Origin of the sequence: Streptomyces anulatus (assembly GCF_014650675.1) — a bacterium.
In the GTDB taxonomy this organism is placed as follows: Bacteria; Actinomycetota; Actinomycetes; order Streptomycetales; family Streptomycetaceae; genus Streptomyces; species Streptomyces anulatus.
Window position 1 is genome coordinate 390,805 of the sequence record NZ_BMVK01000001.1, and the last position, 12,301, is coordinate 403,105.

Below are 12,301 nucleotides of genomic sequence, written 5' to 3' on the forward strand. Positions count from 1 at the left end.
TTCCCGGTGCGGGCCCCTCCGTCGTACGGCGTGTTCACAGCAGGGTCTTGAGCTTCTCCGCCAGCAGGTCCCAGCGCCACTTCTCCTCGACCCAGGCCCGGCCGCGCTCCCCCATCCGCTGCCGCAGCTCCGGGTCCCCGAGCAGCGTCACGATCCGGTCCGCCGACTCCTCGGCGCTGCCGCCGCGCACCACCCACCCAGTCTCGCCGTCGAGCACCGCGTCCGGGGCACCGCCCGAGTCGCCGGCCACCACGGGCAGCCCGGTCGCGGACGCCTCCAGGTAGACGATCCCGAGGCCCTCCACGTCGAGCCCGCGCCGCCGGGTGCGGCAGGGCATCGCGAAGACGTCCCCGGCCCCGTAGTGCGCGGGCAGCTCGGCCCAGGGCACCGGACCGGTGAAGCGCACCGAGTCCTGGACCCCGGTCTCCGCCGCGAGCCGCTCCAGGTCCTTGGCGTACGGCCCGCCGCCGACGATCAGCAGCACCGCGTCCGGGATCTGGGCGAGGATCGCGGGCATGGCCAGGATCAGCGTGTCCTGGCCCTTGCGCGGCACCAGCCGGGAGACGCAGACGACCACCGGGCGGTCGGAGAGCCCGAGGCGGGCCCGGACCCGGTCCCCGCCGGACGCCGGGTGGAAGGTCTTCTCGTCGACGCCGGGCGGCAGTTGGACCATGCGCCCGGCGGCCTCGGGGGTGAGGGCCCCGGCGATCCGGGAGCGGGTGTACTCACCGAGATAGGTGATCGTGTCCGTGCCGTCGCCGATCCGGCGCAGCAGCTGTCGGGAGGCGGGCAGTTGCGCCCAGCCGGCCTCGTGGCCGTGGGTGGTGGCGACGAGCCGCCGGGCGCCCGCGCGGCGCAGCGCGGGGGCCATCAGGCCGAGCGGGGCGGCGGCGCCGAACCAGACGGAGGTGCAGCCGTGTTCGCGCAGCAGACCGGTGGCCCGGCGGGTGACGCTCGGGGTCGGCAGCAGCATCGTCGTCCGGTCGCGGACCACGGGGAACGGCTGCTCGGCGTCGAAGGCGGCGGTGGCCGCCGCGCCCTCCTCGCCGCGCTTCCAGGTGGAGGCGTAGACGACGACCCGGTCGGGATCCAGGCGCAGCGCCATGTTGTGCAGGAACGCCTGGATGCCACCGGGGCGGGGCGGGAAGTCGTTGGTCACGATCAAGGTCTTGTCCATCGCCGCCGACAGTACCGAACGGCCGCGCTTCACCGCTGACGCGCTCTCCCGGCGGCATCATGAGCCGCCTGGAACCCGGCCGGATACGAGCGACGACGAGGACGGCGATGACGGGACGAACACCCACCGGAGCGGGGCCGTGGCCGTACGCCCTGTGGGCGCTGACCCGGGCATGGCTGCTGGCCTGTGTGTTCAAGGTGTTCACGGTGCCCGGCCCGGACGTCACCGTGGACGTGTCGGTGATCTACCGGAGCTGGTACGAGACGCTGCTGACCGGCACGTATCCGCTGGACGACGTCACCTGGCAGTACCCGCCCGGGGCGGCGCTGGCGATCCTCTCCCCCGCCCTGCTGCCGTTCCTGGAGTACGCGACCGCGTTCTTCGTGCTGGTGCTGCTCTGCGACGCGCTGGTGCTGGGGCTGCTGCTGTTCGCGGGGCGGTGGCCGGGGATAAGGGCAGCGGGTGCGTGGGTGTGGATCGCGGGGGTGCCGCTGCTGGGTCCGACGGTCTACGCCCGCTACGACCTGATGGTGACGGCGGTCGCGGTGGCCGCGCTGCTGGCGGGGGTGCGCCGGCCTCGTGCGCTGGGGGCGCTGGCGGGCTGCGGGGCGCTGCTGAAGGGGTGGCCCGCGCTGCTGCTGGTCGGGGTGCGCAAGGGGCGTCCGACGCGGGCCGCGTGGGCGTCGGCGGCGCTGACGGGGGCGGGGCTCGCGGCGGCGTTCGCGCTGTGGATGCCGGGGGCGTTCGCGTTCCTGGCCTTCCAGCGGGACCGGGGCACCGAGGTCGAGTCGCTGGGGGCGCTGGTCTTCCACGTGGCGCGGCAGTTCGGCTGGGAGGGGCGGGTGGAGCTGCGCTACGGCTCGCTGGAGTTCCTCGGCCCGCACGTGGGGCTGGTGTCGACGCTGGCGCTGGGGCTCGGCGTCCTGGCGCTGGGCTGGCTGCTGCTGTGGCGGCTGCGGGCCCGGACGTTCGCCGCGCACTCCCCGGCCGAGGCGGCGTTCACGGCGGTGCTGCTGTTCACGGTCACCAGTCGGGTGATCAGCCCGCAGTACGTGGTGTGGCTGGTCGGGCTCGCGGCGGTGTGCCTGGTGTTCCGCGGGGCGGCGATGACGCTTCCGGCCGTGCTGGTGCTGGTGGCGGCGGGGGTGACGCTGCTGGAGTTCCCGGTCGGCTTCGGCCATGTGGTGGCGAGCGACGCGTGGGGCGTGACGCTCCTTCTCGTACGGAACGGGCTGCTGGTGGCGGCCTCGCTGATCGCGGCGCGGCGGCTGTGGCGGTCGACGGTGCCGGGGGCGCGGGGCGGGGCGCCGGCCGGGGACCGGGCGCTCCTGGCGGGTGCGGGTCAGCCGAGCCGGGTGGCGAGGTAGTCGCGCCAGTCGGCGGTGAACTGCTCGGGGGTGGTGTCGAGCACCGCGTCCATCGCCTGCTCCACCGCCCCGTCCCGTCCGTCGTGCGCGCCCACGGCCTCGTAGAAGGCGATCAGCTTCTCCTTGCCCCAGCGCTCCGCGATCAGCTCGCAGGCCAGCCAGCCGCCCTCGTAGGCCCCCGCGAGCTTCGCGGGGTCGCCGTCGAAGCCGAAGTCCGGGTCGGCGGGGAGTTCGGCGGGGGTCATGCCGGTGCGGACGGCCTCGGCCAGCTCGGGGGCGATCGTGTCGGCGGCCCGGTCCTCGCCCCGGTAGGCGGTCCAGTCGGCGAAGCCCTCGGAGAGCCAGACCGGGGTGGCCGTGGAGGTGCTGGTCCGGGTGGCGACATGGGTCGTCTCATGGGTCAGGACGATCCGCTGTCCGAAGCTGCCCAGGGTGGCGTACGCCTGCGGGTTGACGATCACCCGGTCGGCGATGGCCGGGCTCTTTCCGGTGCCGCCGACCTCGCCGGTGGTGACGGCGGCGATGCCCCGGTAGCTGGCCTCCGGCGAGCCCAGCAGCCCCGCCATGTCCTCGACGGAGTCCGGGACGAGGACCACCACCCGGCGGTTCCAGGGCCTCGGCCAGGCGTCCGAGACAGCCGGTACGGCGAGGTCCACCGTGTCGGCGACCTGGCGCAGCTCGTTCTTCGACCGTCCGACGCCCAGGACGATGCTGTGCTCGCCCTCGACGACCTCGACGTCCCCCTGCTGCCACAGCTGCCCGGAGGAGCCCTTGGCGGGCCGGTCCTCTGTGATGTACCAGCGCTCGCCGTCGCGCATCAGCTCCAGGACGCGGCGGGTGGCGACCGGGGCGGTGTCGTACCCGGCGATGCGGTAGCGCAGCTCCACGTCGGCGGTGGCCCACTGCCCGTCCTGCTCGGTGATGTCCTTGACGTCGTAGGTCCAGGACTTCAGGGGCACGTCGGCGAGCCGGTCCAGCTCGGTGCGCTGGGCGGCCCGCAGCTTCGCGGCGTCCGGCGCGAGGCCGTCGAGGTAGCCCGCCGGGTCGTGGGCGAGGACGGCCGCCGCGCGGCGCTCCAGGGCGGCGTCGAGGGCGCCGGTGGTGAGGAAGGTGTCCGGGTCGGCGGGGGCCGTGCAGGCGGACGCGGTCAGGAGCGCGGCGAGCAGCACGCCCGCCGCACGCCGCCGTCCCCGGGGGCCTCCCCCGCGCGCTTCACGTCCTCGTACGGCCACCCTGCCGATCGTACGGTCAGATCCGGGTGACGGAGGAGACGGGCATCATGCCGACCGGATCGTAGCGGACCGGGGCGCCGGGGTAGGGGGCGTGGATGACCTGGCCGTTGCCGACGTACATGCCGATGTGGCTGGCGTCCGCCCGGTAGGCGACCAGGTCACCGGGCCGGGCCTGGGAGAGGGGCACCATGCGGCCCGCGTAGCGCTGGGCCTGGGAGGTGCGGGGCAGGCTCACCCCGGCCTGGGCGTAGGCCCACTGCATCAGGCCGGAACAGTCGAATCCGGAGGGCCCGTTGGCGCCCCAGACGTAGGGTCTCCCGAGCGCCTGGTGGGCGGCGGCCACGGCGGACATCGCGCGGGCCGAGCCGGGGGCGACCCCGGAGAGGTCGGGCAGTCCTTCGCGGCCGGAGCGGGAGGCCCGGTCGAAGCCGGCGCGTTCCTCGGGCGGCAGCGAGTCCAGCAGCCGGCGGGCCTCGCGGAGCTTTCCCTCGACGGCACGCTTGTGGCGGGTGACGGCGTCCCGGTTGCGCTCCAGCTCGGTGAGGGCGCGGGTGGTCTCCGCGCGGGTCTGGGCGAGCTTGCGCTGGGCGTGCCGCAGCTTGTCCAGGGTCATCGCCTGACGGGCGCCGGCCCGGTCGAGGGCGGCGGCCCGCTCCAGGTAGGTGTCCGGGTCGGCGGAGAGCAGCAGGGCGAGCGCCGGGTCGATGGCGCCGGTACGGTACTGCGCGCCCGCCATCGCGCCGAGCGCGTCGCGCATCCGGTTGACGCGCTCCTGGCCCCGGGCCGTGGCGTCCTGGGAGCGGCCCACCTCGCCGCGCAGCCGGTCCACGTGCTCCCCGGCCTCGTTGAAGCGCTCGGTGGCCTGCTCGGCCTCTCCGTAGAGGCGGTCGACGGCGGCCTTGGCGCTCTCCCGGGTGTCCTTCGGGTCGGCGCTCGCCGGGGCTCCGGCCAGCGTCGCGGCCGCGGTGGCGGCGGCCGCCGAGATGACCGTGACCCGGACGCCTCTGGTGAAGCCGGACTGTGTGGAACGGCGATGGGACACCACAGGTAGCCGCACTCCCTTCCGCTGACGCGGTAGTGCGCAGCCCCTGCCGCCCGGGACGGGCGGACGGAGACCGGGAGCTGCGCGGCAGCCAGACAGTAATCGGGCGACTACGCACCGGCAAAAGACCGCGCCGGTGGCGGCGGAGGGGTCCAACGCCGCCGCCCCGCCGGTGACCTTGGTCTCCGGCGGGGCGGGGCGTCAGTGTGGTGCGCGGCGATTCCCTCGTTCGGGTGTGCCGCGGGCATGCCGTGACGTCAGATACGGACGCCGAACTGGAAGGTGCCCATGTAGTCCATCGACTCGTAGCGGACGACGGTGCCCGGCTTCGGGGCGTGCAGGATCTGGTTGTTGCCGGCGTAGAAGCCGACGTGCGCCAGGTTGTTGAAGAAGACCAGGTCGCCCGGCTTGAGCTGGCTGCGGCCGATCTTCGTGCCGTCGTTGTGCTGGGTGAACGTGGTCCTGGTGATGGAGACGCCGGCCTGGGCGAACGCCCACTGGGTCAGCCCGGAGCAGTCGTAGGAGTTGGGGCCCGAGCCGCCGGAGACGTACGGCTTGCCGATCTGCGTGGCGGCGGCGGCCAGGGCGGCGGCTCCGCGGCCGGACGCGGGGGCCTCGTTGCCGAGTTCGACCCGGTCGCTGGCTGCGCGGCTGGCACGCTGCTCGTCCTGCTGCATCTTGGCGCGCTCGGCCTGGGTCAGCGTGTTGAGCAGCTGCTGGGCGTCGGCCAGTTTGCCCTGGTACTTCTTCTTGTTCTCGCCGAGCGCCTTGCGGACGTCGGCGAGGTCGCCGAGCTTGTCCTGGGCTTCCTTGCGCTGCTGGGCGAGGGTGCGCTGCTTGGACTGGATCTTCTGCAGCGACTCCGTCTGCTTGACCGTCAGCTGGTCGAGCGCGGAGGCCTGGTCGAGGAAGCTGTCCGGGTCCGAGGCGAGGAAGAGGGCCACGGAGGGGTCGATGCCACCGGAGCGGTACTGCGCGGTGGCGATCGAACCGAGTTCGGTGCGCAGCGTGTTGAGCTCGGCCTGACCGCGGGCGACCTTGTCCTGGAGCGCGTCGACTTCCTTCTTCAGGTTGTCCTGCTGCTCCTTGGCCCCGTTGTACTTCTCGGTGGCGGCCTCGGCCTCGTGGTAGAGCTTGTCGACCTTCGCCTTGACTTCGCTCTTGCTCGGCTTGGGGTCGGCGTGAGCGGCCTGGGAGGTCAGGGCCACGGCCGCGGCGGCGGTCGCGGTGAGCACGGTCACGCGGGTGCGGCTCGGCTGCTTGGGACGACGGTGGGACGCCACGAAGGCGAGCTCCTTCTTCCTCAGAGCCGCCTACCGGGCTGTGGGGGAAAGATTCCCCGGCTCCGTGCACATGACGGACTCGGCGGTTCCTTCGCCGTCACCCCCAATGGGTGATCAACCGTGCGAAGGTTCGAGGCCTGACCCTAGTGACCATCTTGTGATCAGTTCAAATCCTCACAGGATTTTTCTCGTCACACCAGGCACTTCTTTACTCTCACCCCACCGCGTGTAGCGGCGACTTGACGGTACGTTCCCAGAAATCCGGCATGCCACACATGTCGCGCATATCCCGCTAGACGCGCGAAAGGCGCTTGAGGAGCAAGACGGACGCGACCGGTCGCGCACCGGCCTTGGCCACGCCGTCCGCCACCTCCCGGTCGGTCGAGACGACCACCACGGGCCGCCCCGGCGGTTCCGCGCGGGCCAGTTGACGGATCAGCTCGTCCGCCGTGACCCCGGCCTTGCTGAACAGCACCCGTACGCCCCGCGGCGGGGCCAGCAGCACCGGGGCGGCCAGCTCGGCCCCGTCGAAGACACAGGTCATCTCGGCGCCGGTCTGCGCCGCGAGCACCGAGAGCCCGCCCAGCAGCCTCAACCGCTGCTTCTCCAGCGGCATCTGGGGATAGCCGGTCTTGGTGACGTTGTAGCCGTCCACGATGAGGTGGGCCTGCGGCAGCGCCAGCAGCTGGTCGAGCAGCGCCGGATCGGTCTCCGAAAGGGCCCTGGCGGCAATGTCCTTGGGCGACATCCGGCCGGGCTCCACCGCGTCCACGGTGTCGGCGGGGTGCGTCGTCGCCGGGGGGAGCGCCAGCTCCCGCCGCAGCCCCGAGGCCGCGTCCAGCACGGTGTCCAGCAGCAGCCTCAGCCGCATGTCCTCCACCGACCGGCCCTCGCGGGCGGCCCGGCGGCTCGCCTCCAGGGCCGCCTCGGCCTCCCCCAGCCGCCCCTTGAGACGGCGCGACTCGCTCTCCGCGGCGGAGAGCTGGGCGGCCGACTCGGCGCGTACGGCGTCGGCCTCGGCGGCGCCGCGGCGCAGGGCGGCCTCGCCGCGCTTCACCTCGCTCAGGGCGCTGCGCAGCTTGCGGTGCAGCGACTCGGCCTCCTTGCGGGCCGCCTCCAGCTCGGTGCGCAGCCGCTCGGTCTCGGCGCGGGTATGGGCGCGGGCCCGCTCCAGCTCCTCGCGCAGGTGCTCCAGTTCGCGCCGGGTCTCCTCGTCGGCCCGTTCCGCGTCGGCGCGCTGGACCTCCTCGCCGGCCGACTCGACCAGCTTGACCCAGCCGACCGGGCGCAGCACATAGGCGGCCGCGGCCACATCGAGGGGATCGGCGGCGGCGGGCGGCGAACCCGCCTCCAGCGCGCCGGTCAGCTCGGGCTGGGACTGGCCGAGCCGCTCTCCGATGCGCTGCCGGAAGAGGGCGTCGCTCTCCAGCGCGGCGGCCATCGCGTTCCCCGCGAACTTCGCCCGCCGGGTCGGGGTGAACCGGGCGTACTGCCGTAGCTGGGCGGGCAGTTCGGAGACGGTCAGGCCACCGAAGGCGTCCGAGACCAGCGCGATCACCCGCCGCCGGACACCCTCGGGCAGCGGACGGCCGAGCACCTCCGCACCGCCGTCGGCCTCATCGGCCGGTCCGGCGCCGCTGGTCGGCTGATCCACCGTCCGTCACCCCATAGATGTGTGATGGGTGCGCTCCCTCAGGAAGCGGCACCCGGCCTGTCCACCAGTTCGATCTGGTCCACCGCGTTGCACCAACGACAGCGGACCGACTCGATGGTCTCACTGACGACCTCCCGCTCCTCGACACTCGACTCACCGGCCAGGTCGAGGTGCACGTACTCCACGACCTTGGAGGAACGGGTCACGTCGAAGCGCGTGAGGTTGCCGCACAGGGTGCAGCGCCAGCGGGTCGAGTCGGTCGGCAGGGGAACCGTCGTCATCGTTTGCGTCCTCTTTCGTCGTTTCCAGGAGCCCGCGCCGGGCGCGCCGCCGCGACTCCACCTGTCTACGTCAAGGATCTCGCGGTGCGCCGTCGAACTGCGGAAGTCCTGGCGTAACCCTACGGCCTCGCGTATAGGCATCGGCACGGCGAGGCGCTCCGTCCCGTTCTCCGCCGGTACGTCATGCTCTGTACATGATCGATTGGCGGCAGGCCGACTGGCGGACCACGGCCGGGCGGATCCGGGACGCGGCGGCATCCAGCGGCGCTCCGGTCACGTACGGACTGATCGCCGTCTGCGGGGTGATCTTCCTGATCAGCCCGCTCTCCGGGTTCGGCGGCGCGGCCTACGGGAGCGAGGACGAACTGCTCGCCGCGCAGGCGCGGTACTTCGAGCGGTGGGGGGTGATCCCCGCCGAGCTGTGGGAGGGGTCGGCGCATGCGCTGACCACGCCGTTCACCGCGCTGTTCGTGCACGGCAGCTGGCTGCACCTGCTGGGGAACCTGTTGTTCCTGTACGTGTTCGGCGCGATGGCCGAGGAGCGCATGGGCCGGGTGCGGTTCGCCCTGTTCTACGTGGGCTGCGGCTATGCGGCCCTGGTCTGCTACGCGGCGGCGCACGCGGACTCCGGGCAGACGCTGGTCGGGGCGTCGGGGGCGATCTCCGCGGTACTCGGCGCGTTCCTCTACCTGTTCCCCAGGACCCGGGTGACCAGCCTGTTCCCGTTTCTCTTCTTCCTGCCGCTGCGCTTCCCCGCCTGGATGGTGCTGGTCTTCTGGTTCGGGCTCCAGTGGGCGGCGGCGCAGGGGGCGGGCAGCGGCCCGGGAGTGGCGTACCTGGCGCATGTGGCGGGCTTCGCGGCCGGGTTCCTCTGCGCCTGGGTGCTCCATGGGCGTAGGACTAGAGTGAAGGTTCCAGCCACCGAGGGAGACAGCCAGCCGTGATCACCGCGATCGTGCTCATCAAGACCAGCGTGGACCGGATTCCGGAGATCGCCGAGGCCATCGCCGCGCTGGACAGCGTCAGCGAGGTCTTCTCCGTCACCGGCACCTACGACCTGATCGCCATGGTCCGGGTCGCCAAGCACGACGACCTCGCCGATGTCATCCCCGGCCGGATCAGCAAGATCCCGGGCGTCGAGGGCACCGACACCCACGTGGCGTTCCGTACGTACTCCCAGCACGACCTGGAAGCGGCCTTCGCCATCGGCCTCGACGCGTAGGGCCTGGCAACGGGCCAGGGACACACCGGCGACGCACCTCGGCCGGGGACGGGCAGCGCTGCCCGTCCCCGGCCGAGGTGTTTCATCAGAACGTGTCTCAGATCCGGGCGGCCTCGCCGCGGTCCGGGACGCAGCGGCCGTCCTCGGTGCGGTAGTTCCACCGGGCGCCCTCGCGGACCAGCTCGGAGACCGCGCGCAGGAACCGGTCGATGTGCTCGTCGGGCGTACCGGCGCCGAAGCTGACGCGGATCGCGTTGAGCGAGCGCTCGCCCGGCTCGGCCTCCGGCGCGCCGCACTCGCCCGGGTCCTGCGGGTCGCTGCCGAGCAGGGTGCGCACCAGCGGGTGGGCGCAGAAGAGGCCGTCGCGCACGCCGATGCCGTACTCGGCGGAGAGGGCGGCGGCGAAGTGCGAGCTGTTCCAGCCGCGCACCACGAAGGAGATGACGCCGACCCGGGGGGCGTCGTCGCCGAACAGCGAGAGCACCTGCACCTCGGGCACCTCGGCGAGACCCTCGCGGACCCGGCCCACGAGCTCCTGCTCCCGGGCGACCAGGCCGTCGAAGCCCGCCTCGGTCAGGGCCTTGCAGGCGGAGGCGATGGAGTAGACGCCGATGACGTTGGGCGAACCGGCCTCGTGGCGGGCGGCCGTGGTGTGCCAGTCGACGTCCACGCCGCCGTCGGCGCGCCGGGCGACCTTGCGGGAGGCGCCGCCGCCCGCGAGGTACGGCTCGGCTGCCTGGAGCCAGTCGGCGCGGCCGGCCAGGACCCCGGAGCCGAAGGGCGCGTACAGCTTGTGGCCCGAGAACGCGACCCAGTCGACGTCCAGTTCGGCGATGTCCACGGGGTGGTGCGGGGCCAGCTGGGCGGCGTCGAGGACGATGCGGGCGCCGTGCGCGTGGGCGGCGGCGGCCAGTTCCTTCACCGGCCACAGCTCGCCGGTCACGTTGGACGCGCCGGTGACGCAGACCAGGGCGGGGCCGTAGGGGTCGCGGTCGGCGAGCGCGCGCTCCAGGCTCTCGACCGCCTGGGCGGGGGTGCGGGGCGCGTTGAGGTAGGTGACCTGGGCGTCGCGCCAGGGCAGCAGGGACGCGTGGTGCTCGGTCTCGTACACGAACACCTGGCAGTCGGCGGGGATCGCCGCGGCCAGCAGGTTGAGGGAGTCGGTCGTGGAGCGGGTGAAGACCACCTGGTCGTCCGCGCGGCAGCCGAGGAACTCCGCGACCGTGCGACGGCTGTTCTCGAAGAGGTCGGTGGAGAGCTGCGAGAGGTAGCCGGCGCCGCGGTGGACGCTGCCGTAGTACGGGGCGTACGCGGCGACGTCGTCCCAGACGCGCTGGAGGGCCGGGGCGCTCGCGGCGTAGTCGAGCGCGGCGTAGACGACCTCACCGCCGGTGACGAGCGGGACCGTGACGTTCTGCCCCAGAACGGGCAGCGGGTCACAAATCGACGATTCGAGGGCAGCGGTGGGGACAGACATGGCGAACTCCCGTAACAGGCAGGCGAAATCCATGCGCCGGCAGTACGCGGCAGCGCAGGGAGGGGGAAGAGAAAAGGGTGCGCGGAAAGAGGGCGATAAGCCCTAGCGCATTCGCTTGCTCACAGAAGACTCCCTAGGGACCAGGACCCCGGGGGCTGGCATCCGCTGGATGCCGAGGGGCCCGCGCTTGCCGCAGACCTCGCTGCCTGCGGCCTGGTCTTCACCCGGGGCACCCCGCCACGGACGGAGGGTTGCCGGACAGCGGGCCGGGGCCGTAGTCGCTGTCACTCATGACCTGCGCAGCATCTTGCCATACGTGTGTACACGCGCAAGGGCGCAGTCCGGCATCCGGACTGCGCCCTGTGTCACACCGTGTGCCCCGGAGGTGGCTCCGGGGCGCGCTCAGGCGTTGCTGGCCGCCACCCAGCGCTCCAGGGCCCGCTTGGCGGCCCCGGAGTCGATGGCCCCGGCCGCGACGAGCATCTTCGCCGCGAGCTGTTCGGTCAGCGTGCCGGGGCCCGGGTCCAGCGCGACCAGGGCCGCCGCCGAGTTGAGCAGCACCGCCTCCCGTACCGCGCCGCCCTCGCCGTCCAGCAGCCGGCGGGCCACATCGGCGTTGTACGAGGCGTCGGCGCCGCGCAGCGCCTCGACGGGGACGATGGGCAGCCCGACGTCGCGCGGGTCGAAGGCCTCCTCGCGGACCGCGCCGTCGCGCACCACCCAGACCCGGGAGGTGGCGGTGGTGGTCAGCTCGTCGAGGCCGTCGTCACCGCGGAAGACCAGGGCCGAGTTGCCCCGGTCGGCCAGCACGCCCGCGACGATGGGCGCCATCCGGGCGTCGGCGACGCCGACCGCCTGGGCGCGGACCTGGGCCGGGTTCGTGAGGGGGCCCAGGATGTTGAACGTGGTCTGCGCGCCGAGTTCCTTGCGGGCCTTGGCGGCGTACCGCAGGGCGGGGTGGAACTTCACGGCGAAGCAGAAGGTGATGCCCGCCTGTTCGGCGACCTCGACGACCCGCTGCGGGGTCAGTTCCAGGTTGACGCCGAGCTTCTCCAGTACGTCGGAGGAGCCGCTGGCGGACGAGGCGGCCCGGTTGCCGTGCTTGACGACCTTGGCGCCGGTGCCGGCGATGACGATCGCGGACATGGTCGAGATGTTGACCGTCTTGGCGAGGTCGCCGCCGGTGCCGACGATGTCGACGGTCCGGCCCGGCACCTGGATGGTGTTGGCGTGGGCGTACATCGCGCGGACCAGTCCGGTGACCTCGTCGACGGTCTCGCCCTTGGCCCGCAGCGCGACGGCGAACCCGGCGATCTGCGCGTCGGTGGCCTCGCCGCTCATGATGCGGTCCATGGCCCAGGCGGTCTCGTCGGAGCTGAGGTTCTCGCCACGCAGGAGGGGGTTCAGGAGGCCGGGCCAGGAACGGTCCGCCACGCTGTCGCCGCCGTTCGGGGTCACAACGTTCATGGTCCGCTCCAGGGTCCACAGCCGGTCAGGAAAGATGGCTCCACCCTATCCAGCCGGGGGGACCGCGAAGAGCCCCGTCCATCGAATGGACGGGGCTCT

General features: G+C 72.8%; 11 protein-coding genes and 1 riboswitch. Of the genes, 3 read left to right on the forward strand and 8 right to left on the reverse strand.

The annotated features are described in order from the left end of the window. Nucleotides 1-34: 34 nt before the first annotated feature. Nucleotides 35-1,177 carry a glycosyltransferase family 4 protein gene (locus IE272_RS01750; RefSeq protein ID WP_190006099.1) on the reverse strand — a complete coding sequence of 381 codons (1,143 nt, stop codon included), beginning with the start codon at nt 1,175-1,177 and terminating at the stop codon, nt 35-37. A 107-nt stretch (nt 1,178-1,284) separates the two neighbouring features. On the opposite strand from IE272_RS01750, the gene IE272_RS01755 reads away from it, so the two are divergent. Then, complete coding sequence (locus tag IE272_RS01755) at nt 1,285-2,544, forward strand: glycosyltransferase 87 family protein (protein ID WP_190006100.1); 1,260 nt, start codon at nt 1,285-1,287, stop codon at nt 2,542-2,544. Here IE272_RS01755 and IE272_RS01760 read toward each other — a convergent pair. The 5 genes from IE272_RS01760 to IE272_RS01780 form a co-directional block, all read right to left on the reverse strand. Then, entirely contained in the window at nt 2,520-3,776 is a 1,257-nt protein-coding gene (locus IE272_RS01760) for a hypothetical protein (protein ID WP_190006101.1), read from the reverse strand. The genes IE272_RS01755 and IE272_RS01760 overlap by 25 nt on opposite strands. A 16-nt stretch (nt 3,777-3,792) precedes the next feature. Beyond that, nucleotides 3,793-4,821, reverse strand: a complete 1,029-nt coding sequence (locus IE272_RS01765; protein ID WP_050358021.1) for a C40 family peptidase — start codon at nt 4,819-4,821, stop codon at nt 3,793-3,795. A gap of 254 nt (nt 4,822-5,075) precedes the next feature. Further along, on the reverse strand, nt 5,076-6,101 hold the full coding sequence (locus tag IE272_RS01770; protein ID WP_050358020.1) for a C40 family peptidase: 1,026 nt from the start codon (nt 6,099-6,101) through the stop codon (nt 5,076-5,078). Between the two features lie 292 nt (nt 6,102-6,393). Next, nucleotides 6,394-7,755, reverse strand: coding sequence for an NYN domain-containing protein (locus tag IE272_RS01775; RefSeq protein WP_007451249.1), 1,362 nt, complete (start codon nt 7,753-7,755; stop codon nt 6,394-6,396). Nucleotides 7,756-7,793: 38 nt separating this feature from the next. Continuing rightward, nucleotides 7,794-8,036 (reverse strand): hypothetical protein, encoded by a 243-nt coding sequence (locus IE272_RS01780; protein WP_003969643.1) that lies wholly within the window; start codon nt 8,034-8,036, stop codon nt 7,794-7,796. A gap of 194 nt (nt 8,037-8,230) precedes the next feature. On the opposite strand from IE272_RS01780, the gene IE272_RS01785 reads away from it, so the two are divergent. Together IE272_RS01785 and IE272_RS01790 are read left to right on the forward strand one after the other, a co-directional pair. Further along, nucleotides 8,231-8,980, forward strand: coding sequence for a rhomboid family intramembrane serine protease (locus tag IE272_RS01785; protein WP_073958922.1), 750 nt, complete (start codon nt 8,231-8,233; stop codon nt 8,978-8,980). Beyond that, nucleotides 8,977-9,258 carry an Lrp/AsnC family transcriptional regulator gene (locus tag IE272_RS01790; protein WP_007451244.1) on the forward strand — a complete coding sequence of 94 codons (282 nt, stop codon included), beginning with the start codon at nt 8,977-8,979 and terminating at the stop codon, nt 9,256-9,258. Before IE272_RS01785 ends, IE272_RS01790 begins: the two co-directional genes overlap by 4 nt. Before the next feature lie 97 nt (nt 9,259-9,355). On the opposite strand, the gene IE272_RS01795 is transcribed toward IE272_RS01790, so the two are convergent. Together IE272_RS01795 and trpD are read right to left on the reverse strand one after the other, a co-directional pair. Then, nucleotides 9,356-10,735, reverse strand: a complete 1,380-nt coding sequence (locus IE272_RS01795; RefSeq protein WP_190006102.1) for an aminotransferase class V-fold PLP-dependent enzyme — start codon at nt 10,733-10,735, stop codon at nt 9,356-9,358. A gap of 178 nt (nt 10,736-10,913) precedes the next feature. Further along, a riboswitch (SAM riboswitch) is annotated at nt 10,914-11,031 on the reverse strand. Nucleotides 11,032-11,137: 106 nt separating this feature from the next. Further along, nucleotides 11,138-12,202 (reverse strand): anthranilate phosphoribosyltransferase, encoded by a 1,065-nt coding sequence (gene trpD / locus IE272_RS01800; RefSeq protein WP_050358017.1) that lies wholly within the window; start codon nt 12,200-12,202, stop codon nt 11,138-11,140. Nucleotides 12,203-12,301 lie beyond the last annotated feature (99 nt).